This is a genomic window from Streptomyces sp. NBC_00683, assembly GCF_036226745.1.
Classification (GTDB): domain Bacteria; phylum Actinomycetota; class Actinomycetes; order Streptomycetales; family Streptomycetaceae; genus Streptomyces.
Map to the genome: position 1 here is coordinate 7,058,541 of NZ_CP109013.1, position 25,548 is coordinate 7,084,088.

At 70.8% G+C, this 25,548-nt stretch carries 22 protein-coding genes and 1 tRNA gene; 18 read left to right on the forward strand and 5 right to left on the reverse strand.

From position 1 onward, the window contains the following. The first annotated feature begins 53 nt into the window (after positions 1-53). Entirely contained in the window at positions 54-2,798 is a 2,745-nt protein-coding gene (locus OG257_RS31520; RefSeq protein WP_329212891.1) for an exo-rhamnogalacturonan lyase family protein, read from the forward strand. Here OG257_RS31520 and OG257_RS31525 read toward each other — a convergent pair. Beyond that, positions 2,795-5,251, reverse strand: coding sequence for an SCO7613 C-terminal domain-containing membrane protein (locus OG257_RS31525; protein ID WP_329212892.1), 2,457 nt, complete (start codon positions 5,249-5,251; stop codon positions 2,795-2,797). The two genes, OG257_RS31520 and OG257_RS31525, sit on opposite strands and share 4 nt — an antisense overlap. Before the next feature lie 91 nt (positions 5,252-5,342). Here OG257_RS31525 and OG257_RS31530 point away from each other — a divergent pair, with 91 nt between their 5' ends. Beyond that, positions 5,343-5,789: an SRPBCC family protein gene (locus OG257_RS31530; protein ID WP_329212893.1), complete on the forward strand. Its 447-nt coding sequence runs from the start codon at positions 5,343-5,345 to the stop codon at positions 5,787-5,789. A gap of 39 nt (positions 5,790-5,828) precedes the next feature. After that, positions 5,829-5,900: transfer RNA gene (locus tag OG257_RS31535), tRNA-Val, on the forward strand. Positions 5,901-5,962: 62 nt separating this feature from the next. Here OG257_RS31535 and OG257_RS31540 read toward each other — a convergent pair. After that, positions 5,963-6,688: a 3'-5' exonuclease gene (locus OG257_RS31540; RefSeq protein WP_329212894.1), complete on the reverse strand. Its 726-nt coding sequence runs from the start codon at positions 6,686-6,688 to the stop codon at positions 5,963-5,965. Positions 6,689-6,884: 196 nt separating this feature from the next. On the opposite strand from OG257_RS31540, the gene OG257_RS31545 reads away from it, so the two are divergent. From OG257_RS31545 to thrS, 3 genes are all read left to right on the forward strand, one after another. After that, positions 6,885-7,484 (forward strand): DUF4365 domain-containing protein, encoded by a 600-nt coding sequence (locus OG257_RS31545; RefSeq protein ID WP_329212895.1) that lies wholly within the window; start codon positions 6,885-6,887, stop codon positions 7,482-7,484. Then, complete coding sequence (locus OG257_RS31550) at positions 7,484-8,719, forward strand: hypothetical protein (protein WP_329212896.1); 1,236 nt, start codon at positions 7,484-7,486, stop codon at positions 8,717-8,719. The genes OG257_RS31545 and OG257_RS31550 overlap by 1 nt, the downstream gene beginning before the upstream one ends. Positions 8,720-8,828: 109 nt before the next feature. Beyond that, positions 8,829-10,805, forward strand: coding sequence for a threonine--tRNA ligase (thrS, locus tag OG257_RS31555; RefSeq protein ID WP_329212897.1), 1,977 nt, complete (start codon positions 8,829-8,831; stop codon positions 10,803-10,805). Positions 10,806-10,832: 27 nt separating this feature from the next. Here thrS and OG257_RS31560 read toward each other — a convergent pair whose 3' ends face one another. Further along, positions 10,833-11,510: a potassium channel family protein gene (locus OG257_RS31560; RefSeq protein ID WP_329212898.1), complete on the reverse strand. Its 678-nt coding sequence runs from the start codon at positions 11,508-11,510 to the stop codon at positions 10,833-10,835. Positions 11,511-11,576: 66 nt separating this feature from the next. Here OG257_RS31560 and OG257_RS31565 point away from each other — a divergent pair, with 66 nt between their 5' ends. Then, entirely contained in the window at positions 11,577-12,149 is a 573-nt protein-coding gene (locus OG257_RS31565; RefSeq protein ID WP_329212899.1) for an HIT family protein, read from the forward strand. A 62-nt stretch (positions 12,150-12,211) separates the two neighbouring features. Here OG257_RS31565 and OG257_RS31570 read toward each other — a convergent pair whose 3' ends face one another. Both OG257_RS31570 and OG257_RS31575 read right to left on the reverse strand, forming a co-directional pair. After that, positions 12,212-13,882, reverse strand: a complete 1,671-nt coding sequence (locus tag OG257_RS31570) for a hypothetical protein (RefSeq protein ID WP_329212900.1) — start codon at positions 13,880-13,882, stop codon at positions 12,212-12,214. 158 nt (positions 13,883-14,040) lie between these two features. Further along, the gene (locus tag OG257_RS31575; RefSeq protein WP_329212901.1) at positions 14,041-16,266 is read right to left on the reverse strand and encodes an elongation factor G-like protein EF-G2; all 2,226 of its coding nucleotides are present in this window, start codon (positions 16,264-16,266) and stop codon (positions 14,041-14,043) included. 268 nt (positions 16,267-16,534) lie between these two features. Between OG257_RS31575 and pgsA the strand changes: the two genes are divergently transcribed. The 11 genes from pgsA to yajC all read left to right on the forward strand — a co-directional run bounded on the left by pgsA (position 16,535) and on the right by yajC (position 25,462). Continuing rightward, the gene (gene pgsA / locus OG257_RS31580; RefSeq protein ID WP_329212902.1) at positions 16,535-17,218 is read left to right on the forward strand and encodes a phosphatidylinositol phosphate synthase; all 684 of its coding nucleotides are present in this window, start codon (positions 16,535-16,537) and stop codon (positions 17,216-17,218) included. Next, positions 17,215-18,138 (forward strand): phosphatidylinositol mannoside acyltransferase, encoded by a 924-nt coding sequence (locus OG257_RS31585; protein WP_329212903.1) that lies wholly within the window; start codon positions 17,215-17,217, stop codon positions 18,136-18,138. The genes pgsA and OG257_RS31585 overlap by 4 nt, the downstream gene beginning before the upstream one ends. Beyond that, positions 18,135-19,295, forward strand: coding sequence for a glycosyltransferase family 4 protein (locus tag OG257_RS31590; RefSeq protein ID WP_329212904.1), 1,161 nt, complete (start codon positions 18,135-18,137; stop codon positions 19,293-19,295). Before OG257_RS31585 ends, OG257_RS31590 begins: the two co-directional genes overlap by 4 nt. Before the next feature lie 73 nt (positions 19,296-19,368). Next, on the forward strand, positions 19,369-19,914 hold the full coding sequence (locus tag OG257_RS31595; protein WP_329212905.1) for a hypothetical protein: 546 nt from the start codon (positions 19,369-19,371) through the stop codon (positions 19,912-19,914). Positions 19,915-20,031: 117 nt separating this feature from the next. After that, positions 20,032-20,952 carry a pyridoxal 5'-phosphate synthase lyase subunit PdxS gene (gene pdxS / locus OG257_RS31600; protein WP_329212906.1) on the forward strand — a complete coding sequence of 307 codons (921 nt, stop codon included), beginning with the start codon at positions 20,032-20,034 and terminating at the stop codon, positions 20,950-20,952. Between the two features lie 7 nt (positions 20,953-20,959). Continuing rightward, positions 20,960-21,553 carry a pyridoxal 5'-phosphate synthase glutaminase subunit PdxT gene (gene pdxT, locus OG257_RS31605; RefSeq protein WP_329212907.1) on the forward strand — a complete coding sequence of 198 codons (594 nt, stop codon included), beginning with the start codon at positions 20,960-20,962 and terminating at the stop codon, positions 21,551-21,553. Positions 21,554-21,614: 61 nt separating this feature from the next. Then, positions 21,615-22,367, forward strand: a complete 753-nt coding sequence (locus tag OG257_RS31610; protein WP_329212908.1) for a YebC/PmpR family DNA-binding transcriptional regulator — start codon at positions 21,615-21,617, stop codon at positions 22,365-22,367. 132 nt (positions 22,368-22,499) lie between these two features. After that, positions 22,500-23,033: a crossover junction endodeoxyribonuclease RuvC gene (ruvC, locus tag OG257_RS31615; RefSeq protein ID WP_329212909.1), complete on the forward strand. Its 534-nt coding sequence runs from the start codon at positions 22,500-22,502 to the stop codon at positions 23,031-23,033. Then, positions 23,030-23,656 (forward strand): Holliday junction branch migration protein RuvA, encoded by a 627-nt coding sequence (gene ruvA, locus OG257_RS31620; RefSeq protein ID WP_329212910.1) that lies wholly within the window; start codon positions 23,030-23,032, stop codon positions 23,654-23,656. Before ruvC ends, ruvA begins: the two co-directional genes overlap by 4 nt. Positions 23,657-23,734: 78 nt before the next feature. Next, the gene (gene ruvB, locus OG257_RS31625; protein WP_329212911.1) at positions 23,735-24,817 is read left to right on the forward strand and encodes a Holliday junction branch migration DNA helicase RuvB; all 1,083 of its coding nucleotides are present in this window, start codon (positions 23,735-23,737) and stop codon (positions 24,815-24,817) included. Positions 24,818-24,982: 165 nt separating this feature from the next. Next, positions 24,983-25,462, forward strand: coding sequence for a preprotein translocase subunit YajC (gene yajC / locus OG257_RS31630; RefSeq protein ID WP_329212912.1), 480 nt, complete (start codon positions 24,983-24,985; stop codon positions 25,460-25,462). The last annotated feature ends 86 nt before the right edge of the window (positions 25,463-25,548 follow it).

Here is a 25,548-nt window from a genome sequence, read left to right on the forward strand (position 1 = left end):
CCCCCCGTACCGCCCTTTCGATGTCCCCCATCCGCACGGAGAGAGGCACAACCATGTCCAGGATGCCCCGCAGAACACTCCTGAAGGCCGCAGCGGCGGCCGGCGCAGCCGCCCAGTTCAGCTGGTCCTTCGGCGCCACCACCGCGACCGCAGCCCAGGGTGCGGAGAGCACCGCCGAGCCCGTCCCCCTCACCTGGCTCGAGTCCGGCGGCCTCGGCGCCGCCCCCGGATCCACGCTCGGTGTGCCCTGGCCCCAGGGGCAGTACGCGAAGGACCAGACGTTCGCGCTGGCCACCGAGGACGGCAAGGACGTCCCCGTACAGACCTGGCCGATCGGCTACTGGCCCGACGGCTCGCTCAAGTGGACCGCGCACGCGGTCGGCCCCGAGGTCACCGCGAAGAAGTTCGCACTCACCACCGGGACGCCCGCCGCCCCGGAGAACAAGGTCACCGTCACCCGCACGGGCGGCACCATCACCGTCTCCACCGGGGTGATCAGGGCCGAACTCGGCACCAACGGCTCGGCCCTGGTCAAGACCGTCACCCGCGGCTCCACCGAAATCGCCCGCAACGGACGGCTCGTCCTGCTGCGCCAGGGCGAGATCGAGGACGGCGACCAGGGCAACGAGAAGTACGAGCGCTTCGAGAGCGTCATCGACACGGCCGAGACGGAGCAGGACGGCCCCGTCCGCGCCGTCGTGCGCATCGACGGCAAGCACCGCAAGGGCTCCCGCTCCTGGATGCCGTTCTCCGTACGGTTCTACTTCTACGCGGGCGCCGACTCCTTCCGGATGATGCACACCATCACCTACGACGGCACCCAGGAACCCGGAAAGGCGAGCGGCGACTTCATCCGCGGCCTCGGTGTCCGCTTCGGCGTCCCGATGCGCGATGCCGCCCACGACCGCCACATCCGCATCGGCGGCGACGGCACCGGCCTCCTGCGCGAGGCCGTGAAGGGCATCACCGGACTGCGCCGCGACCCCGGGGTCGCCGTGCGCGAGGCACAGTTCGCAGGCCGGAAGCTCCCCGATCCCGCCACCTGGGACCAGCGGGTCACCACCCGGCTCCAGTACATCCCCGAGTGGGGCGACTACACGCTCTCCCAGCTCTCCGCCGACGGCTTCGGGCTGCGCAAGCGCACGAAGAAGGGCCACGGCTGGATCGCCGCCGGAGGCGGCACGCGGGCCTCCGGCTTCGGATACGTCGGCGGGCCGAGCGGCGGATTCTCCTTCGGACTGCGCGACTTCTGGGAGAAGCACCCCGCCCAGCTCGACATCCGCGCGGCCCAGACCGACGAGGCCGAGGTCACCCTCTGGCTCTGGTCGCCCGAGGCCCGGCCCATGGACCTGCGCTTCTACCACGACGGCATGGAACAGGACACCTACGCCGAACAGCTCGAAGGCCTCAACATCACCTACGAGGACTACGAACCCGGCTTCGGCACCCCGTACGGCATCGCGCGGACGAGTGAACTCCTCTTCTGGGCCAACGAGTCCACCCCCGCCGCCGAGACCCTCGCCCAGCAGGTCGACGCCGTACGCACCCCGCCCCAGCTCGCCGCGCCGCCCAAGCAGCTCATCAAGGCCAGGGTCTTCGGCGGGCTCTTCGCCGAACCCGACCGGTCCACCGCCGCAAAGTCGAAGATCGAGGACCACCTGGACTTCCTCTTCACGTACTACAAGGACCAGGTGGAGATGCGCCGTTGGTACGGCTTCTGGGACTACGGCGACATCATGCACACCTACGACCCCACCCGCCACCAGTGGTGCTACGACGTCGGCGGCTACGCCTGGGACAACTCCGAGCTCTCGCCCGACCTGTGGCTCTGGTACGCGTACATGCGCTCGGGCCGCGCCGACATCTACCGCTTCGCCGAAGCCATGACCCGGCACACCGGCGAGGTCGACGTCTACCACCTCGGCAAGTGGGCGGGACTCGGCACGCGCCACGGCGTCCAGCACTACGCCGACAGCGCCAAGCAGCAGCGCATCGCCAACACCACCTACCGCCGCATGTTCTACTTCCTCACCGCGGACGAGCGCGTCGGCGACCTCATGCACGCCAATGTCGACTCCGACGAGACCTTCCTCGCGCTGGACCCCATCCGCAAGATCCGCACCGAGCCCTACACCCCCGACCGGCACGCCCTGTCGATCGGCTTCGGTACCGACTGGAGCGGCCTCGTCTCCGCCTGGCTCACCGAGTGGGAGCGCCGCGGCCCCAAGTGGGAGAAGGCCAGGGACCGGGTGCTGTCCACCATGGAGACCATCGCCGCCCAGCCCAACGGCTTCGTCCAGGGCGTCGGTCTGTACGACCTCGACACCGGCAAGTTCGCGATAGCCGAGAAGCCCGCGGTCGGCGTCTCGCACCTGTCGGCGATGTTCGGCCTGGTCGAGCTCAACGCCGAACTCATCGACATGATCGACATGCCGAAGTTCGAGGCTGCCTGGATCGACTACTGCCGCTACTTCAACGCCACCAAGGCGGAACAGACCGCCCGCTACGGCAGCAACTTCGGCACCCTGCTGCTGTTCCAGGGCCACTCCCGCCAGGACGCCTACGCCGCCATACGGACCGGCGACGTCACCCTGGCCACCCGGGCGTGGAAGCAGTTCTACAGCAGCGCCGACGCCTGGGACTACAAGGAGAGCACCGACTGGAGCACCCACAAGGTCGAGGGACCGACCGGCCCCGTACCGGGCAGTGAGGCGGCCTGGGTCAGCACCAACTCCACCGCCCTGTACGGACTCGCGGCGATCCAGAACCTCGCACTCGTCGGGGACAAGATGCCCTAGCGCATCCGGCCGAGGCTCTCCCGCACCCGGCGCGCGTCGCGCAGCCGCTGTTCGTACGTCGCCCCGAGCGCGAGCAGCAGCAGCCCGGCGAGCGCCGGGGGCGCCCAGCGGGGGAGTGCGTCGAAGACCTGGACGACATGGGGGGCCAGCTCGTGGAGCCCGACCAGGGCCAGGACCGAACCGCCCAGCACCAGGGGCGCCTGAAGCCGGAAGCGGGCGCCCGCCAGCGTGACCACGAGCGCCGCCACGCCCAGCAGCAGGGGCCGCAGCCAGTGCGGATCGACCCACGCCACCACGAGGCTCGGCACCATCGTCATCGAGAGCGCGGGGCCGTACGCCACCCAGGAGGACGCGGCCGGGTCCGTGCGACGGCGCAGGTACCCGACCACGAAAGCGATCACCGACACCGGCAGGGTGTACGCCTCCGGGTCCGACACCTCCGAAGCCACCAGCCGCACCCACGCCGCCATCACGAACAGCGCCGCCGCCAGGTACCCCGCCACCGGCCGGCGGTCGGGCCGCACCGCGGTACCCGCGGCCAGCACCCCGCACAGCGCCAGGACCAGGGCCAGGAAGGGCGCGTCCGTCACCGCGAGCCCCACGGCCACCAACGCTCCGAAGGCCCCGGTGAGCTCCAGCGTCAACGCCACGGCGGCCACCCGCAGCCGTGCCCCGAGCAGCACCGTCACCGCGGGAACGACCAGGACCAAGGGAGCCGTGTGCGGCGCGCTCCACCCCAGCGAAGCCCCCGCCGCCGAAACGGGCACGATCGCGCACAGGACGGAGGCGCCGGCCAGAACCGACTGCACCGCAGCCGACCCCGACCGGGCGGCCGCACCCGCGAACAGCACCAACAGGCACACGAACACCGCGTACGTGGCCGGTTCGGCGGCGAGTGCGAGCAGGCCCGCACTCGCCGCGCCCACGAGCGCGCACACCAGAGCCGTGAGCCCGAGCGCGCCGGCCCCCTGCCGCACGGCGACCGCCAGCAGCCCCGCCACCAGCACCAGTTCCACGCCCACCGCCACCGCGTACGGCACGTCCACCACCGCCGGAAGCGTCAGCGCCGCACCCCAGCCCAGGACCATCGCGCCGGCCGCCGCAACGACACGCCACCCCGGCCGGGGCGACAGCAGCGTGCCGCGCACCCGGTCCCACCCGGCGTACAGAGCCGCCGACAGGCCTGCCACCAGCACCAGCACCACCGGCGATGCGGCCGACTCCGGCCACGGCATCGACGGTCCCAGCGCGCCCCGGAAACTCCCCGGTGTCCCGGCCCACACATCGGTCAGCACAGACACCGGCCCCAGCAGCACAGCGGCCACCGCGGGCAACGCCCACAGCACCGCACCCGCCGTCACCGCCGCGGACGCCACCAGCACACCCCGGCCCACCGGCTGCGGAACCCGGACCCGTACCACCGCCGTCAGCGCGGCACCGCACAGCAGGTACACCACCACCGACCAGTTCCACGGCAGCCCCGTACGCAGCACACCGCCCACCGCCGCCACCGCGGCGAGACCCGCCACCGCTCCCGCGGCAACGGCCCACTCCTTCGGCGCGCGCCACGCCCCGAACAGCGCCACCGCCGCACCGCCCAGCAACAGCGCCCCCGGGCCCGCGGCCGCGAGCGGTCCATCGGCCGACACGGACTGGCCCAGGCCGATCAGCATCGCGATCAGCCCGGTCGATGCCGCCCCGACGCCCGCCGTGATCCGCACCGCGAGCCCGCGGCCCCACAGCGTCACCGCGACATCCGCGGCCGCCGTCACCAGCAGTGCCCAGCCGAAGACCGCCGCCTGCGCCCCGGCGGCCCACGCACCCAGCACCAGCGGAAGCTGCCCCGCCACCACGGCAGCGGGCAGCGGCAGCCGCAGCCGCCCCAGCGCCAGGCCGTACGCCGTCCACAACGCCGTCAGCACCGCGGACGAGACCGCGGCGAAGCCCAGCCCGTCCGTGTCCGGCAGGGCCACCGCGTGCAGCGCGTACGCGTCCAGCACGGTCAGCACCATCGCCAGTGCCGCCAGCGCCTCCGCCGTCGCGGACAACTTGCGCCTCAGCAGCAGCGCGGGAGCCGCGAGTGCGGCCACCGTCACCGTCGCCAGCACCGCCGAACGGCCGGCGATGCCCATCTCGCCCCAGCTGAACAGGGTGAACGCGATCGCCGCGATCGTCAGCAGCAGACCGCCGAGGACCAGCAGCACGTTCTGCACACCGGACGCACCGGACGCACCGGCCGCCGGGGCAGCAGGGACGGCCTGCGGCCCCCAGCCGAACGGCGCGGCAGGAAGCCGTGCGGGAGGTGCCGCGAACGGAGGCGGCGCGACCGGCGGGCGCAGCACCTCCATCAGCCAGGCGCGCCGGTTCAGCAGCTGCAGCCGACGGGCGTCGAGCCGGACAAGTTCTTGGTCGAGGAGCGCCAATTCCTCGGCGGGTGGCGGCACATGTTCCATGTTGGGAGTGTGGCGCCGACCACACGCTCGTACATGCGCTCGGATACTCAGTTCCGTCACTGAGTAGGTCCGGCACGCGCAGACTGGACCCATGGACTGGAACCACTACCGCTTCACCAGCGTCTGGGACCTGCCCGCCGCTCCCGACACCGTGTACGCGGCCCTGGAAGGCGCCGAGGACTACCCCCGGTGGTGGCCTCAGGTCCGCGAGGTCACCCCCGTCGACGACACCTCCGCCACGACACGCTTCCGCTCCTTCCTCCCGTACGACCTGGTCGTGACCGTCAGGCAGAGCCGCCGCGACCCCGCGTCACGGATCCTCCAGGCCGCCATGACCGGCGATCTCGAAGGCTGGGTCCGCTGGACCGTCACCGCGCACGACGGCGGGAGCCGTGTGCTCTACGAGCAGGAGGCCGTCGTCCGCAAGAGGCTGCTGCGCCGCCTCGCCGTGCCCGGACGCCTCGTCTTCCGCGCCAATCACACGCTGATGATGCGCGCCGGACGCCGCGGGCTGGCGGCATGGCTGCAAGGAGTTTGAACGTAGCCCGCCGGGCCCTGTATGGTTCAACCCGTTCCCGGGCGATTAGCTCAGTGGGAGAGCGCTTCGTTCACACCGAAGAGGTCACTGGTTCGAAACCAGTATCGCCCACCCGGGAAAAGCCGGTCCGTCAGCACCACCGACGGACCGGCTTTCGCGTACCCGGCCCGGGATCAGGCCGCCGCCGGCAGCTCCGGACGCAGCGGCCACGCCGGATCCACCGCCTCCGCCTCGCCGTTCTTCTCGAACCACGCCTGCAGACCGCGTGCCTGCGCCGCGTGCCACACCGCCTGCAACGAGTGCAGCTCGGCCGGCGACAACCGCTCCAGCCGGGCGGAGAACCGCCGCCCCACCGCGCGCACCAGCTCCAGCGATGCCGCCGCGTCGGCCGCCGCGTCATGCGCCCCGTCCAGCACCACCCCGTACAGCTCGCACAGATCCGTTAGCGTGCGGCGGCCCTTGCGGTAGCGGTCCAGATGCTTGTCCAGGACACGCGGGTCCAGCACGCACAGGGGCGTGTTCTGCAGATACGCGCCCAGCGACGACGCCCGGTGCCGCTTCAGCTCCCGGTCCAGCAGCGTCAGGTCGAACGGCGCGTTCATCACGACGAGCGGCCGGCCCGTCGCGCACTGCTCGGCCAGCGCCCTCGCTATCTCCTCGACGACCGGTGCGGGCCACCGGCCGTTGCGCTGCAGATGGTCGTCGGTCAGACCGTGGATCTCGGTGGCCCCGACGGGTACCGGTATCCCCGGATTGACCAGCCAGCGGGTGACGCGAAGGCGTCCGCCCGCGGTGTCCTGGACGACGAGAGCGGCCGAAACGATCCGGTCCTCCTCGACGTCCACGCCTGTTGTCTCCGTGTCAAAAGCGGCCAGCGGCCCTTCGAACCAGTGCATCATCCCCGAACTCCTCGCCCCTGCTCGGCAGATGACGGGATTCCTCTGCCCGATTCGGTGATACCCGGGCCCTTTGCCTGATACGCCGTTTGCGGGCGGTCTCCTGCGGTGACAACACAGGAGACGGGAAAGGAAGTTGGCCGTCCCGTCAGCGGAGACCGGGCAACCGGTCGGCACAGCCCGGAAGGCACACGGAGCCATGGCGCTCGCGCAGCCGAACCCAGGGGGTCCCGCCCGCGCCGAGGACTACGGGGGAGGACCGCCGCCGCAGCGGATCGCACCACCACTGCGCGGCACACTCGCCACCACCGCCTGCATGGAGACCCTCCAGGTGGGCTACTTGCACGCGGTAGCGGCCGCGGCGGGATGTTCCCTGTCGCAGCCCTTTCCCGACAACGGCATCGACTGGCATGTCAGCCACGGCGCCCCCGACCACACCGTCGACGACGAAGTGACCATCAAGGTGCAGCTCAAGTGCACCTACCAGATTCCCCCGCACCCACCTGGCGCGGCGTTCTCCTTCACGCTCGACAACGCGCACCTCGTGAAGCTCGCACGGACACCCGTGTCGGTGCACAAGATCCTCGTCGTGATGATCGTGCCCCGCAGCCAGGACGACTGGCTGCGGGCCGGGCACGACCGTCTCGACCTGCGGCACTGCTGCTACTGGACCAACCTGGCCGGCCACGCGGTGACGGGCCGGCACAGGACCACTGTGCGGATCCCGACCTCGCGGATCTTCGACGACCGAGCACTCTGCGAGATCATGGCCCGGGTCGGGGCGGGAGGGAGACCCTGATGCACCGGTCGATGGACGAGCCCGCCGGCGGGACGACGCCGGCGGGCACGCGCGCGCACCCCTACGCCGAGGACGTGGACCAGGGGCCCGACCCCGCCCTCGTCGACCCGGCCGTACTCGGCACGCTCCTGCGCCGGCACGGCTGGCGCCGTCGCGGGGGAGCCACCGGGCGCTACAGCCGGTGGACCCCGCCCGGTTCCGCCGCCGCGGGCACCAGCCTGCTCGTGCCCGACACCGCCGCCTTCCCGGACAGCGAGGACCTGCTCGCCGAAGCCCTCACCGCGCTCGCCCGCAGCGCCGCGCCGTCGGCACGTGACGTGCTCGTCTCCCTCACCGTGCCCAGCGACGAGATCCGCTGGTGGCGTGATGTGCCCGAGGAGACGGCCGGAGCCGCGGGCTGGACGGAGGCCGAACAACTGCGCACGGCCGCCCGGCAGATCCTGCTCGCCGGAGCACTCGCCGTACGCGGTCTCACCGGCTACCACGGCGCACGCCACCGGGGGAAGGCGCGGGCGGCCCTGGACGGCACACTCGTCGGACCCGCGCCGGGCGGCCGCCGCCTCACCGTGTTCGTCCCCGTCGCCTCCGGGCGGGCCGTCGCCGTACAGCTCTACCAGGCACTGCACGCCACCAGGGAGGCCGTCGACTACCAGCGCGCCACCGGAGGCATGGAAGCGTTCGACAGCGCCGTCGCGGCGGGGGTCAGCAGGGAGCTGACCGAGGCGGTCGTCGCTCTGGTCCGGGGATCGGAAGGCACCAGGATCACGCTGGACTGGGCGCCCGCCGCCGGTACGCCCGAGGGCTGCCCCGCGCGGCCCGAACCCGTCGAGTTCTCCCCGGGCGACCTGCCCGCCCTGCGGCTGGCAGGGGTGCGCTACCTCCAGGACGAGCCCGCCGTTCCGGTACGGATCACCGGGGCAGTCGTACGGCTGCGCCGCTCCGGGCCCCGCGGCCCGGGCATCGTGCGGCTGCGGGTGCTGGCCGGGGCCGAGGTCGCGCACGTCCGGATCGAGCTCGACGAGGAGGCGTACCGGATCGCGGGCCACGCCCACCTCGTGGGCCTGCCGCTGCGGGTGGAGGGCCGGCTGGAGAACCGGGGCGGCTTCCGGCGGCTCACCGGAGCCTCGCAGGTCGCGCCCGTCCAGGTGGACGAGGCCGAGCGGGACCGGCTGATGAAGTCGCTCCAGGAGAACGTCGACTTCTTCGAGGAGGCCTGCACGGGGGACGAGGGATAGCCCCCGGGGTACCCCCGCGGTATCCCTTTCGCGTCCGGGGCCTCCGGCTCGGTACGATTCCTCTTGCGCGCAGAGGAATGCGACGCACCCCCTCAGTCAGGAGAGACCGGTGTCAGACGTCCGTGTGATCATCCAACGCGATTCCGAGCGGGAAGAGCACGTGGTGACGACGGGAACGACGGCCGGCGAGCTCTTCCCCGGACAGCGCACCGTCGTCGCCGCACGGGTCGAGGGGGAGCTGCGGGACCTCGCGTACGAGCTCAAGGACGGCGAAGTCGTCGAGCCCGTCGAGATCTCCTCCGAGGACGGCCTCAACATCCTGCGGCACTCCACCGCGCATGTGATGGCGCAGGCCGTGCAGGAGCTGCACCCGGACGCCAAGCTGGGCATCGGCCCGCCGGTCAAGGACGGCTTCTACTACGACTTCGACGTCGAGAAGCCGTTCACGCCCGAGGACCTCAAGGCCATCGAGAAGAAGATGCAGGAGATCCAGAAGCGGGGGCAGCGGTTCTCCCGCCGGGTGGTCACCGACGAGGCCGCCCGTGAGGAGCTCGCCGACGAGCCGTACAAGCTGGAGCTCATCGGCATCAAGGGCTCGGCCTCCTCGGACGACGGCGCGGACGTCGAGGTGGGCGGCGGCGAGCTGACCATCTACGACAACTTCGACGCCAAGACCGGCGAGCTGTGCTGGAAGGACCTCTGCCGCGGTCCGCACCTGCCCACCACCCGGTTCATCCCCGCGTTCAAGCTGATGCGGAACGCCGCGGCGTACTGGCGGGGCAGCGAGAAGAACCCCATGCTGCAGCGCATCTACGGCACCGCGTGGCCCACCAAGGACGAGCTCAAGGCGCACCTGGAGTTCCTGGAGGAGGCCGCCAAGCGCGACCACCGCAAGCTCGGCAACGAGCTGGACCTCTTCTCCTTCCCCGACGAGATCGGCCCCGGCCTCGCCGTCTTCCACCCCAAGGGCGGCGTCATCCGCCGGGCCATGGAGGACTACTCGCGGCGCCGCCACGAGGAGGAGGGCTACGAGTTCGTCTACAGCCCCCACGCGACCAAGGGCAAGCTCTTCGAGAAGTCCGGCCACCTGGACTGGTACGCGGACGGCATGTACCCGCCCATGCAGCTCGACGACGGGGTGGACTACTACCTCAAGCCGATGAACTGCCCGATGCACAACCTGATCTTCGACGCGCGCGGCCGCTCCTACCGCGAACTCCCGCTGCGCCTCTTCGAGTTCGGCACGGTGTACCGGTACGAGAAGTCGGGTGTCGTCCACGGGCTGACCCGCTCGCGCGGCTTCACCCAGGACGACGCGCACATCTACTGCACCAAGGAGCAGATGGCGGAGGAGCTCGACCGGACGCTCACCTTCGTCCTGAACCTCCTGCGCGACTACGGACTGACCGACTTCTACCTGGAGCTCTCCACCAAGGACCCGGAGAAGTTCGTCGGCTCCGACGAGGTCTGGGAAGAGGCCACCGAGACGCTGCGCCAGGTCGCCGAGAAGCAGGGCCTGCCCCTGGTCCCGGACCCGGGCGGCGCCGCCTTCTACGGCCCGAAGATCTCGGTGCAGTGCAAGGACGCCATCGGCCGTACCTGGCAGATGTCGACCGTGCAGCTCGACTTCAACCTGCCGGAGCGCTTCGACCTGGAGTACACCGGCCCGGACGGCACCAAGCAGCGCCCGGTCATGATCCACCGCGCGCTGTTCGGCTCCATCGAGCGTTTCTTCGCGGTGCTGCTCGAGCACTACGCGGGGGCGTTCCCGGTCTGGCTGGCCCCGGTCCAGGCGGTCGGCATCCCGATCGGTGACACCCACATCCCGTACCTCCAGGAGTTCGCCGCCGAGGCGCGGAAGAAGGGCCTGCGGGTGGAGGTGGACGCTTCTTCGGACCGGATGCAGAAGAAGATCCGCAACCACCAGCGCGCCAAGGTGCCCTTCATGATCATCGTCGGTGACGAGGACATGAACGCGGGCACGGTGTCCTTCCGCCACCGCGACGGTTCGCAGGAGAACGGCATCGCCCGCGACGAAGCGATCGCCAAGCTCGTCGACGTGGTGGAGCGACGCGTCCAGGTGTGATCCCTGCTCGATGAGGCCCCCGGTGAGCTACACGCTCCCCGGGGGCCTCTTCTCGTCCTCACGGGCGAACACCTGCAGCAGCCACGACGAGAACGAACCCGTCACCGCCCCCAGCAGGGCCAGCCCGCAGGCCATCAGACCCGTCGCGATGACCCGGCCGGGAAACGTGACCGGCACGGCGTCCCCGTACCCCACCGTCGTGAGCGTCGCGCACGCCCACCACACCGCGTCGCCGAACGTACGGATGCTGGCGTCCGGGGCCGTGTGCTCCACGTGGTACACGGCGAGCGACGCCGAGAAGCCGAGCAGTACGGTCGTGAGCCCCGCGTAGGCGATCACGCGGGCGTACAGGCTCAGCCGTGGCTCGTCCCGGCGCTTCTGGACCGCCGTGTAGATCTGCACCACACGCAGGGGGCGCAGCAGGGGCAGCACGAGGACCACGGTGTCCAGCCAGTGGGTGCGTACGAAGTGCCGGCCCAGGCCGCTGAGGCGGAGCCGCACGCCGTAGTCCACCGCGAAGAGCAGCCAGGTGGCGGCGACCAGGGCGAGGGCGATGTCGGGCCACGGTTCGCTGTCCTGGGGGGCGAGGACGCGTACCGCGTAGCCGGTGAGGAAGATCAGCGCCGCGACGAAGAGCGGGACCTCCGTACGCTGCTCCCATTCCGTGAGCCGGAGGGGTGCCGGAGAGTCGGTGCGGTCGCTCATGGCCCCAGCATCGCGGTGCGCTGCCCGGTCGGGCCCCGGCGACACGCTCCGCCGGGGTGAAGCAATATGCTGACCGGCATGACGAGTGAGCCGGAGCAGCAGATCGGAGTGGGGACGCCCGACGCGTTCCAGCGCCTGTGGACGCCCCACCGGATGGCCTACATCCAGGGTGAGAACAAGCCGAACGGTCCGGGGGCCGAGGACGGCTGTCCGTTCTGCGTGATTCCCTCCAAGTCGGACGAGGACGGGCTCGTCGTCGCGCGCGGCGAGAAGGTCTACGCCGTGCTCAATCTGTACCCGTACAACGGCGGGCACCTGATGGTCGTGCCGTACCGGCACGTCGCGGACTACACGGAGCTGGACGGCCCGGAGACGGCCGAACTCGCCGATTTCACCAAGCGGGCGATGGTCGCGCTGCGTGCGGCCTCCGGAGCTCACGGTTTCAACATCGGGATGAACCAGGGTGCGGAGGCCGGGGCGGGAATCGCCGCGCACCTGCACCAGCATGTGGTGCCGCGCTGGGGCGGGGACACCAACTTCATGCCGGTCGTCGCCCACACCAAGGTGCTGCCTCAGCTGCTGGGGGACACCCGGGCGATGCTGGCCGGTGTGTGGCCGGCCGAACAGCCCTCCGGCTGAGTCTCTCCGCACGTGTGTGGGCGCCCCCGGCCGGAAGGCCGGGGGCGCCCACAGGTGCGTCGTCATGCGTCGTAGACGTCGGCCTTCCGCGGTGCCGGGTCCTGGACGAGACCGCTGAGGATCATGGAGCGGTTGTCGAAGCGTTCGGTGTCGACGCCGTTCTCCTTCAGGACCCGCATGGCGGCGGAGTGCACGGACCGCAGGACGGGGGTGGCCGCCCGCATGGCGTCGTCGGCCATGAAGCGGTGGCCCCACGGCTTGGCGGCCCAGGCGTGGCGCAGGCCGAAGGGCTCGGGGAGGACGATCTTGCCGCCGAGGTAGTCGAGCAGCGGCGGGTACCAGGTGAACGGGGCACGCAGCGCGAGCCTGACGACCTCCTTCGCCTTGACGAGGGGGAGCGTGATCTTGCGGGTCTCCCAGAACTTGACGGCCTTCTTCACCGTCTTCGTCTCGGCTTCGGGCTTGGAGAGGAAGAGCGAGTGGACCGGACCCAGTGCGTGTCCGGTGACCTCGATCCGCAGGGTCTCGTGGAGCACGGTGACGGTGATCAGCATCGTGATCACCAACTGGCCGTCCCAGAGGGTGAACTGGACGCCCAGGTAGTGCCGGTCCCCGCTGCCGAACTGCTGGTGGTTGCAGATCCGCTGTATCTCGTGGGGCTTGACCTGGAAGGTGGCGACGTCCTCGCCCTGGGGGCGCGAGACGGAGTCGGCGTTCTCACCGACGGGCGACACGATCCAGTGCTTGACGGAGGGAGTGGGGAAGCCTCCGGTGTTCAGGGGGCCGCGCTCCAGCATCTTGAGCTGGTCGTGGATGACCCGTATCAGGTCCCAGCTGCGGAACTGGTGGATCTCCTTGGTGGGGTCCTTGGGTACGAGCTCCTCGGCGAGCTGCCAGCTGCCCCAGCGGGTGCCCATGCCGAGGATGCCCTTGGGGCCGGCGTAGAAGACCGCGTTGGACTGCTGCTCGGCGGAGAGCTTCTCCAGGCCCTGGCGCAGGGCCTCGCGGGCGGTCTCGTTGGGGTTCTTCGGTACGGCCTCGGGGATCTTGGCCCGGACGCCGGTGCCGGAGAGGAGTCCCTCCCAGCGGTCGCGCATGTCCTTGGCGGACGTCTCGGCGATCCGTTTGGCGAGCAGCCAGCCGATGACCGGGGCGACGACCATCGCGCGGAGATAGAGGGCCAGGAGGCCGGTGACCGGCATGGCGACCAGGAAGACCGCGGCGACGACACCGACGGCGACGAGAAGGACGCCGCCCAGTGACTGGAAGACCTTGTCCTTGGAGCTGTTGAGGGAGTCGCGAAGCCGGAAGGCCAGGACCCACAGGACCAGTCCGGGCAGGAACGCGAAACCGAAGAGAGCCGTCACCAGGGTCAGCCGGGTGTCGCGCGCCTTGCGCAGCCGGGTGGCGGACAGGCAGTGCTCTACGACGGTCTGCGGGTCGGTGCCGAAGGACTGGATGAGGGCCTTGCGGTCGCCGCCGAGCGTGCGTTCCTGGACGGCGCGGGAGAACGCCTCACCGAGATTCGGCTTGAAGTAGTCGGACTTGAAGAGCTTGGAGTCGCCCGGCTTCACCTCGGACTTGTGCCACTCGCTGTTGGCCTTGAGGATCTCCGACACATCGCTGTCGCGGTATGCGGCGGAGGCGAGGGCGTTGGTCGCCACCGCCTGTCCGGCCGAACCCTGGAGAGGGATCTGCGCTCCGGGAGAGAAATCGAATCCGTCGTTGGCCACTCTGCCGCCCCCACTTGACGCCTGGTCTGCTCCTGCGGCTTTTCCCAACTACCGTACGTCGCACACCTTCTGAGCTGGGACCACAGCGTATCGTCCGGATCGCGACGCCGCCCGGCCGTGGGGGCCGGGACGGGGTGGCAGGAGTCAATTCCGGTCAGCTACGTTCCGTTTGTGCCGTTTTCCTGCTCTTCGCGGATGCGGTCGGCGAGTTGGGGAGGCATGGCCTCGTGCCGGGCGTACGCCCGGTCGAATCGTCCGGTGCCGTGCGACAGGGAGCGTAGATCGACCGCGTACCTGCCGATCTCGATCTCGGGCACCTCGGCGCGTACGAGCGTCTGCTCCCCGGCTGCCTGCTCGGTGCCGACCACCCTGCCGCGCCGGCCGGCGAGATCGCTCATCACGGCTCCCACGTAGTCGTCGGGGACCAGCACCCGGACCTCGGCGACCGGTTCGAGGAGCTGGATACGGGTGTCCGAGGCGGCCTCACGCAGCGCCAGCGCGCCGGCGGTCTGGAAAGCGGCGTCGGACGAGTCGACCGAGTGCGACTTTCCGTCGAGCAGGGTGACGCGGACGTCGACGAGCGGGTGCCCCGCCGCGACGCCGCGGGCCGCCTGGGCGCGCACGCCCTTCTCGACGGACGGGATGAACTGGCGCGGCACCGCGCCGCCCACCACCTTGTCGACGAACTCGATGCCCGTACCGGGAGGCAGTGGCTCCACCTCGATCTCGCAGATGGCGAACTGGCCGTGGCCGCCGGACTGCTTGACGTGGCGGCCCCGCCCGACGGTCCGTGACGCGAACGTCTCCCGCAGGGGCACCCGGTGGGGCACGGCGTCGACCTGCACGCCGTACCTGCTGCGCAACCGCTCCAGCGCGACGTCCGCCTGAGCCTCTCCCATGCACCACAGGACGACCTGATGGGTGTCCTTGTTCTGCTCCAGGCGCATGGTGGGGTCCTCGGCGACGAGCCGGGCCAGGCCCTGGGAGAGCTTGTCCTCGTCGGCCTTGCTGTGCGCGCGCACCGCCAGGGGCAGCAGCGGGTCCGGCATGGTCCACGGCTCCATCAGCAGGGGATCCCCGGTACCGGAGAGCGTGTCCCCCGTCTCGGCCCCGCCCAGCTTGGAGACGGACGCGAGGTCTCCGGCGATGCAGTGGTCCAGGGGACGCTGCTGCTTGCCGAAGGGGGAGGAGAGCGCGCCGACCCGTACGTCCGCGTCGTGGCAGGGGCGCGCCTCGTGCCCCGGGTCGGTGAGGCCGTGGCCGCACACGTGCACCGTGTCGTCGGGGCGCAGGGTGCCGGAGAAGACGCGTACGAGGGAGACGCGTCCGACGTAGGGGTCGGACGCCGTCTTCACCACCTCGGCGACCAGGGGCCCCTGCGGGTCGCAGACCGGTGCGGGGCGCGGGGTGCCCTCCGGGGTGGTGACCGCGGGGAGGGTCCGCTCCAGCGGGGAGGGGAAGCCGCCGGTGATCAGGTCCAGGAGCTCGACCGTGCCGATCCCCTGGCGCGCGCCGTCGACCGCCGGGGCCGCGGTGAGGACGGGGTGGAAGGTGCCGCGCGCGACGGCGCGTTCCAGGTCGCCGACGAGTGTCCCGGTGTCGATGTCGCCACCGCCGAGGTAGTGGTCCATCAAGGTCTCGTCCTCGCTCTCGGCGATGATCCCCTCGATGAGCCGGTTGCGTGCCGCCAGGAGCGGCGCCCGCTCGTCGCCGGCGGGCGGGTTCTCCCTCCGCTCCCCGGAGGAGTAGTCGAAGATCCGCTGTGTGAGGAGTCCGGTGAGGCCTGTCAGCGGGGCATGACCGTCAGGGGCTTCGGGGCCCTGCACCGGCAGATACAGGGGGAGCACGGCGTCGGGGTCGTCGCCGCCGAAGAGCCGGCCGCAGACCCGGGTCATCTCGTCGAAGGGGGTGCGGGCGGTGTCCAGGTGCGTGACGACGATCGCGCGAGGCATCCCTACGGCGGCGCACTCCTCCCAGACCGCACGGGTGGTGCCCGCGACCGCGTCGGCCTCCTGCGCCGCCGAGACAACGAAGAGGGCCGCGTCCGCCGCGCGCAGACCGGCCCTGAGTTCCCCGACGAAATCCGCGTAGCCGGGGGTGTCCAGCAGATTGATCTTGTAGCCGCCCCATTCGACGGGGACCAGCGAGAGCTGTACGGAACGTTGTCGGCGTTGTTCGATCTCGTCGTAGTCGGAGACGGTGCCGCCGTCCTCGACCCGGCCGGCCCGGTTGACCGCGCCCGCCGTGAGCGCGAGAGCCTCGACCAGAGTGGTCTTGCCGGAGCCGCTGTGGCCGACCAGCACCACGTTCCGTACGGAAGCGGGCCGGTCGGCCGTCGCTGCTCTGCCGGCGGCCCCGGTGTGTGTATGCGTCCTGTCGCCCATGATGCGTTCCTCCCGATCGGTGGGGCCGTCGAGGCCCTGGGGAGTAGGGGTCACGGGCAGGAGGAGCCGACGCGGCTCCGGCGGCGCCCGCGTAATTCGAGCTTTCCACTCGGGCCGGGCCGCGTCCATACGTCGCACCCCGACGCCGGTGACATCCGGGTGACCCACCGGGACGGGGTGCCCCGCCGTGGCACGGCACAGCTCGTGACTACGATGGGCCAGCCGGTGGCCGAAGTGGCCGCGCGGCCCACCGAACCTCGGGAAGGCCATGCTGAACAAGTACGCGCGTGCATTTTTTACGCGTGTCCTCACACCGTTCGCCGCTCTGCTGCTCCGCCTCGGGGTCAGCCCCGACGCGGTCACTCTTGTCGGTACGGCCGGAGTGATGGCAGGTGCGCTGGTCTTCTTCCCGATGGGGGAGTTCTTCTGGGGCACGATCGTGATCACGGTCTTCGTCTTCTCGGATCTCGTCGACGGCAACATGGCGCGGCAGGCCGGGATCTCCAGTCGGTGGGGCGCGTTCCTCGACTCGACGCTCGACCGGGTCGCGGACGGGGCGATCTTCGCCGGGTTCGCCCTCTGGTACGCGGGCAGCGGCGACGACAACGTGCTGTGCGCGGTCGCGATCTTCTGCCTGGCCAGTGGCCAGGTGGTCTCGTACACCAAGGCCCGCGGTGAGTCGATCGGCCTGCCGGTCGCGGTCAACGGGCTGGTGGAGCGTGCCGAGCGGCTGGTGATCTCGCTGGTCGCCGCAGGTCTGGCCGGTCTGCACGGATTCGGCGTGCCCGGGATCCAGGTCCTGCTGCCGATCGCGCTGTGGATCGTTGCCGCGGGCAGCCTGGTGACCCTGATCCAGCGGGTGGTGACCGTGCGCCGGGAGTCGGCCGAGGCCGACGCGGCAGCCGCCGTCGCGGGCGGGACCGCGGAACAGGGGAGCGAGGCCGCGCAGTGAGCGGCACCGGATCCGATCTCAAGGGACGGTTCACCGACGGGCTCTACGGGCTCGGCTGGGGCGCGGTCAAGAAGCTTCCCGAGCCGGCGGCCCGTGCGCTCTTCCGCACCATCGCCGACCAGGCCTGGAAGCGGCGGGGCAAGTCGGTGCTGCGGCTGGAGTCGAACCTGGCCAGGGTGGTGCCCGACGCGGGTCCCGCCCGCCTCGCCGAGCTGTCGAAGGCCGGCATGCGCTCCTACATGCGCTACTGGATGGAGTCCTTCCGGCTGCCGACCTGGAGTCCGCAGCGGATCAGGAACAGCATCAACGTCCGGGACGTCCACCGGCTCACCGAGGGCATGGAGGCCGGGAACGGGGTCATCCTCGCGCTCCCGCACCTGGGGAACTGGGACCTGGCGGGCGCCTGGGTCACCACCGACCTGAAGGTGCCGTTCACGACGGTCGCCGAACGGCTGAAGCCGGAGACCCTGTACGACCGGTTCGTGGCCTACCGCCAGGGCCTGGGCATGGAGGTCCTGCCGCACAACGGGGGCGCCGCCTTCGGGACCCTGGCCAGGCGCCTGCGGTCCGGCGGCCTGATCTGCCTCGTCGCGGACCGCGACCTGTCGGCGTCCGGTGTCGAGGTGAACTTCTTCGGCGACACCGCGCGGATGCCCGCAGGACCCGCGCTGCTGGCCCAGCAGACGGGAGCGCTGCTGCTGCCCGTCACGCTCTGGTACGACGGCACGTCCGTCATGCAGGCGAAGATCCATCCGCCCGTCGGCGTACCCGGGACAGGTACCCGCGCCGAGAACACGTCCTCCATGACACAGGCGCTGGCCGATGCCTTCGCCACCGGGATCGCCGAGCATCCGGAGGACTGGCACATGCTGCAGAGGCTCTGGATCTCCGATCTGGACCCCCAGGGGGAAGCTCCGTGAAGATCGGCATCGTCTGCCCGTACTCCTGGGACGTCCCCGGCGGGGTGCAGTTCCACATCCGGGACCTGGCCGAGCACCTGATCCGCCTCGGCCATCACGTCTCGGTGCTGGCGCCCGCCGACGACGAGACGCCGCTGCCGCCGTACGTGGTGTCCGCGGGCCGTGCCGTGCCCGTCCCGTACAACGGCTCGGTGGCCCGGCTGAACTTCGGGTTCCTGTCCGCCGCGCGGGTGCGCCGCTGGCTGCACGACGGTACCTTCGACGTCATCCACATCCACGAGCCCACCTCGCCCTCGCTCGGGCTGCTCACCTGCTGGGCGGCACAGGGTCCGATCGTCGCCACGTTCCACACGTCCAATCCCCGCTCCCGGGCCATGATCGCCGCGTACCCGATCCTCCAGCCCGCACTGGAGAAGATTAGTGCGCGGATCGCGGTGAGCGAGTACGCGCGACGCACCCTGGTCGAGCACCTCGGCGGGGACGCGGTGGTCATCCCCAACGGCGTCGACGTCGGCTTCTTCGCCGGGGCCGAGCCCAAGGCCGAGTGGCAGGGCGGCACGCTCGGCTTCATAGGGCGCATCGACGAACCGCGCAAGGGCCTGCCCGTCCTGATGAAGGCGCTCCCCGCGATCCTCGCCGCCCGCCCGGAGACCAGGCTGCTGGTCGCGGGCCGCGGTGACGAGGAGGAGGCGGTCGCCTCACTGCCGAAGGAGATGCGCGAGCGCGTCGAATTCCTCGGCATGGTGAGCGACGAGGACAAGGCGCGGCTGCTGTGCAGTGTCGATGTGTACGTGGCGCCGAACACCGGCGGCGAGAGCTTCGGCATCATCCTGGTCGAGGCCCTGTCGGCGGGAGCGCCCGTGCTCGCCAGCGACCTGGACGCGTTCGCGCAGGTGCTGGACCAGGGCTCCGCGGGCGACCTCTTCGCCAACGAGGACGCCGACGCGCTCGCCGCGGCCGCGATCCGCCTGCTCGGCGACCCGGAGCGACGGGCCGGTCTGCGGGAGCGGGGCAGCGCCCATGTGCGCCGCTTCGACTGGGAGACGGTGGGCGCGGACATCCTCGCGGTGTACGAGACGGTCACGGACGGGGCCGCATCGGTGGACACCGACGAACGCACAGGCCTGCGCGCACGGTTCGGGCTGGCCAGGGACTGAGCCCGGCGCTCGCGGGCCGTTACGGCGCACCGGCGGCCCGGGGGCGCACCCGGCGACGGTAGCCTTGCCGCCCGTGATCGAAACCTTCATCTGGATTGCCGTCGCGCTCCTCGCGATCGGCCTGTACCTCAGCTGGACCGCCGGCCGGCTCGACCGGCTCCACGCCCGCATCGACGCGTCCCGGGCTGCCCTGGACGCCCAGCTGCTGCGGCGTGCCTCGGTCACCCAGGAACTGGCCACCGCCGGGGTGCTGGATCCCGCGGCGTCGATCGTGCTGTACGAGGCGGCGCACGCCGCACGGCAGGCCGAGGAGGAGCAGCGCGAGGTCTCCGAGAGCGAGCTGAGCACCGCTCTGCGGGCCGTGTTCGGCGAGACCGCGCAGGTCGAGGCCCTCAAGGAGTTCCCCGGCGGACAGGACGCGGCGAAGGAACTGGCCGCCGCCGTGCGCCGGGTCCCGATGGCCCGGCGCTTCCACAACGACTCGGTGCGCGCCGCCCGCGCGCTGCGCAGGCACCGGACCGTACGGCTGTTCCGGCTCGCCGGACATGCCCCGTTCCCGCTCGCCTTCGAGATGGACGACGAGCCACCGGTCGCGCTGGCGGACCGGCCCGGCAGCTGAGGCGGCACCCAAAACGATCCACGGGGTGTCCATTGGCCCTTGCTGTGGACTGGTCCCGGAGCGTTTGCTCGTTCCTGCAGTCTCCCGTTTCTTTTTCACCCCCAGTGAGGTCGATCCGTGTCCACGCTTCCCAGCACCCCGCAGTCCTCCGAGTCCCCGGCCACCGGCACCGCCCGCGTCAAGCGCGGCATGGCCGAGCAGCTCAAGGGCGGCGTGATCATGGACGTCGTCGACGCCGAGCAGGCGAAGATCGCCGAGGACGCGGGCGCCGTGGCCGTCATGGCCCTGGAGCGGGTTCCGGCCGACATCCGCAAGGACGGCGGCGTGGCCCGGATGTCCGACCCCAACATGATCGAAGAGATCATCGAGGCCGTCTCCATCCCCGTCATGGCCAAGTCCCGCATCGGCCACTTCGTCGAGGCCCAGGTCCTGCAGTCCCTCGGCGTCGACTACATCGACGAGTCCGAGGTCCTCACCCCGGCCGACGAGGTCAACCACAGCGACAAGTTCGCCTTCACCACCCCCTTCGTCTGCGGTGCCACCAACCTGGGCGAGGCCCTGCGCCGCATCGCCGAGGGTGCCGCGATGATCCGCTCGAAGGGCGAGGCCGGCACCGGCAACGTCGTCGAGGCCGTCCGGCACCTGCGCCAGATCAAGAACGAGATCGCCCGCCTGCGCGGCTTCGACAACAACGAGCTGTACGCCGCCGCCAAGGACCTCCGTGCCCCGTACGAGCTGGTCAAGGAGGTCGCCGAGCTCGGCAAGCTGCCCGTCGTCCTGTTCTCCGCCGGTGGTGTCGCCACCCCCGCGGACGCGGCCCTGATGCGTCAGCTCGGTGCCGAGGGCGTCTTCGTCGGCTCCGGCATCTTCAAGTCCGGCGACCCCGCCAAGCGCGCCGCCGCCATCGTGAAGGCCACCACCTTCTACGACGACCCGAAGATCATCGCGGATGCCTCCCGCAACCTGGGCGAGGCCATGGTCGGCATCAACTGCGACACGCTGCCCGAGGCCGAGCGCTACGCCAACCGCGGCTGGTAACCCACTGATGACCGACAACCCTGTCATCGGAGTCCTGGCTCTCCAGGGCGACGTACGGGAACATCTGATCGCCCTGGCCTCGGCGGATGCCGTGGCCAGGCCGGTCCGGCGTCCCGAGGAGCTCGCCGAGGTCGACGGGCTCGTCATACCCGGTGGCGAGTCCACCACGATGTCCAAGCTGGCCGTCCTGTTCGGCATGCTGGAACCGCTGCGCGAGCGGGTCGCCGCCGGTATGCCGGTCTACGGCACCTGCGCCGGCATGATCCTTCTCGCCGACAAGATCCTTGACCCCCGCTCGGGCCAGGAGACGGTCGGCGGTATCGACATGATCGTGCGCCGTAACGCTTTCGGGCGGCAGAACGAGTCGTTCGAAGCCGCCGTCGAGGTGGACGGGATCGCGGGCGGTCCGGTCGAGGGAGTGTTCATCCGCGCCCCCTGGGTCGAATCGGTCGGGGCGGAGACAGAAGTCATCGCCGAGCACGGCGGGCATATTGTCGCCGTACGGCAGGGAAACGCCCTGGCTACGTCATTCCACCCCGAACTGACCGGGGACCACCGGGTCCACGCACTCTTCGTCGACATGGTGCGCGCAGTGTGCTGACTCGATCCCGGTAGGATCTCTCGGGTTCGTTCAGATTTTGGTGACGCGAAGGAGAAGGCAGATGTCCGGCCACTCTAAATGGGCTACGACGAAGCACAAGAAGGCCGTGATTGACGCCAAGCGCGGCAAGCTCTTCGCGAAGCTGATCAAGAACATCGAGGTTGCGGCGCGTTCCGGCGGCGTGGACCCCGAAGGCAACCCGACGCTCGTCGACGCCATCCAGAAGGCGAAGAAGAGCTCCGTCCCGAACAAGAACATCGACTCCGCGGTCAAGCGCGGCGGCGGTCTCGAAGCGGGCGGCGCCGACTACGAGACGATCATGTACGAGGGCTACGGTCCCAACGGTGTCGCGGTGCTCATCGAGTGCCTCACCGACAACCGCAACCGTGCCGCGTCCGACGTACGTGTCGCGATGACCCGCAACGGCGGCTCGATGGCCGACCCCGGTTCGGTCTCGTACCTGTTCAACCGCAAGGGCGTCGTCATCGTCCCGAAGGGCGAGCTGGCCGAGGACGACGTCCTGGGGGCCGTGCTCGACGCGGGCGCCGAGGAGGTCAACGACCTCGGTGAGACCTTCGAGGTCGTCAGCGAGGCCACCGACATGGTCGCGGTCCGCACCGCGCTCCAGGAGGCCGGAATCGACTACGACTCCGCCGAGGCCAACTTCCTGCCCACCATGCAGGTCGACCTCGACGAAGAGGGCGCGCGCAAGATCTTCAAGCTCATCGACGCGCTCGAGGACAGCGACGACGTGCAGAACGTCTTCGCCAACTTCGACGTCTCCGACGAGGTCATGGAGAAGGTCGACGCCTGACATCCGGGCACCCTCCGCACGAGCGGAGCCGACGGGCCGACGGGGACACACCCCGTCGGCCCGTCGCATTGTCGGTGCGAGCCGATAGCCTGCGGGAACAGTTGACCGATCGGTGAGGGGAGGGGGCGCTCCATGCGTGTTCTGGGCGTGGACCCGGGGCTGACCCGGTGCGGTGTCGGAGTCGTCGAGGGTGTGGCCGGCCGGCCGCTGACCATGGTCGGCGTCGGCGTCGTACGCACCCCGGCCGATGCCGAGCTCGGACACCGCCTGGTCGCCATCGAGCAGGGCATCGAGCAGTGGCTCGACGAGCACCGGCCCGAATTCGTCGCTGTGGAGCGGGTGTTCAGCCAGCACAACGTCCGTACGGTGATGGGCACCGCCCAGGCCAGCGCGGTCGCCATGCTCTGCGCCTCCCGCCGGGGCATCCCGGTCGCCCTGCACACCCCCAGCGAGGTCAAGGCGGCCGTCACCGGCTCGGGCCGCGCCGACAAGGCGCAGGTCGGAGCCATGGTGACCCGGCTGCTGAGGCTGGACGCACCGCCGAAACCCGCCGACGCCGCCGACGCCCTCGCCCTCGCCATCTGCCACATCTGGCGCGCACCCGCGCAGAACCGACTGCAGCAGGCCGTCGCCGCCCACCGCACGCTGAAAGGCCGTACCGCATGATCGCCTTCGTCTCCGGCCCGGTGGCCGCCCTCGCCCCGACCACGGCCGTGATCGAGGTCGGCGGCATCGGCATGGCGGTCCACTGTGCCCCCGGCACACTCGCGGGCCTGCGGATCGGCCAGGAGGCGAGGCTCGCCACCTCCCTCGTCGTACGGGAGGACTCGCTCACGCTGTACGGCTTCGCCGACGACGACGAGCGGCAGGTCTTCGAGCTACTCCAGACCGCCAACGGCGTCGGCCCGCGCCTCGCCCAGGCCATGCTCGCCACCCACAGCCCGGACGCCCTGCGCATCGCCGTCGCCACGGGTGACGAGAAGGCGCTCACCGCGGTTTCCGGGATCGGCAAGAAGGGCGCCCAGAAGCTCCTCCTGGACCTCAAGGACCGGCTCGGCGAGCCGGTCGGGGCGCACATCGGGCAGCAGGGCATCGGCACCGCGGTCAGCTCCTCCTGGCGCGACCAGCTGCAGGCCGCCCTGATCGGCCTCGGCTACGCGACGCGCGAGGCCGACGAGGCCGTGACCGCCGTGGCGCCGCAGGCCGAGGCGGCGATCGCCGGCGGCGCACAGCCGCCCGTACCGCAGCTGCTGCGCGCGGCCCTGCAGACACTCAACCGCGCACGCTGACCCGGGGGCGGACGCCCCGTACGCCGGCCGGAGCACCGCACGGCCCGGCACCGAAACACCCGAGGCGGGACTGACGAGATGAACTGGGACGAGACCGGAGCCGACACCGGCGCGACGGACGACCTGCTGGACGACCGGCTGGTCGCCGCCGGTGCGGACGGGGAGGACACCGCGGTCGAGGCCGCGCTGCGCCCGAAGGACCTCGACGAGTTCGTCGGCCAGGAGAAGGTGCGCGAACAGCTCGACCTGGTGCTCAAGGCCGCCCGCGCCCGTGGTGCCACGGCCGATCATGTCCTGCTCTCCGGCGCACCCGGCCTCGGCAAGACCACCCTCTCCCTGATCATCGCCGCCGAGATGAACGCCCCGATCCGCATCACCTCGGGCCCCGCCATCCAGCACGCGGGCGATCTGGCGGCGATCCTCTCCTCCCTCCAGGAGGGCGAGGTCCTCTTCCTCGACGAGATCCACCGCATGTCGCGGCCCGCCGAGGAAATGCTCTACATGGCCATGGAGGACTTCCGCGTCGACGTCATCGTCGGCAAGGGCCCCGGTGCCACGGCCATCCCGCTGGAACTTCCCCCGTTCACCCTGGTCGGGGCCACCACCAGGGCCGGGCTGCTGCCGCCCCCGCTGCGCGACCGATTCGGCTTCACCGGCCACATGGAGTTCTACGCCCCCACGGAGCTGGAGCGGGTCATCCACCGCTCCGCGGGCCTCCTCGACGTGGCCATAGACACCGAGGGGGCGGCCGAGATCGCCGGGCGCTCCCGGGGCACGCCCCGTATCGCCAACCGGCTGCTGCGCCGTGTCCGGGACTACGCGCAGGTCAAGGCCGAGGGCCGGATCGACCGGGACATCGCCGCAGCGGCCCTGCGGGTGTACGAGGTCGACGACCGGGGCCTGGACAGGCTGGACCGCGCGGTGCTCGGCGCCCTGCTGAAACTCTTCGGCGGCGGCCCCGTCGGCCTGTCCACCCTCGCCGTCGCGGTGGGGGAGGAGCGTGAGACCGTCGAGGAGGTCGCCGAGCCCTTCCTCGTACGGGAAGGACTGCTCGCGAGGACCCCGCGGGGCCGGGTCGCCACCCCCGCGGCCTGGGCGCACCTCGGCCTCGTACCGCCGCAGCAAGGCGTAAAGGGACAACAGGGCCTGTTCGGGGCGTGATGCGTCACAGGTTGGCCACCAGGGGAACCACGGTGCCATGCTGGGCGTTGTTCCAATGATGCGGACTCGCTTAGACTCCGCCGATGCCGCCCGTACAGGTCGGTGTACCCACCCCCGTAGATCAGGCCGCATTTCAGCGCGGTCGTGCGAAGGAAGTTCCGTCCCGTGAGTCTCGTGACCCTCCTCCCCTTCATCGTGCTCATCGGGGCCATGTTCCTGATGACCCGGTCCGCCAAGAAGAAGCAGCAGGCGGCTGCGCAGATGCGCAACGACATGCAGCCCGGCACGGGCGTCCGGACGATCGGGGGCATGTACGCCACCGTCAAGGAGATCCAGGACGACACGGTTCTCCTCGAGGTCGCTCCCGGCGTCCACGCCATCTACGCCAAGAACTCGATCGGCGCCGTCCTCGACGACGCGGAGTACAACCGCATCGTCCACGGTGACGACGAGGACCTGAAGGTCGACGGCGCTGTCGTGCCCGACGACGCCTCCTCGCTGACCGCCACCGAGACCGCCGACGCGGCCGATGACGCGGACGTCGCGAAGATCGACCTGGGCAAGAAGGCCGAGGGCGACGCCGACGGGTCCAAGGACTCCGAGGTCAAGGACGCCAAGGCCGACGGCGAGGGCGACGCGAAGTAGTTCCACGATCCAGGGGCGCCGGACACCTACAGGTGACCGGCGTCCCCCGGACCGTGCGGTCTTCTGCGGGGGCGGGTCCCCACAAC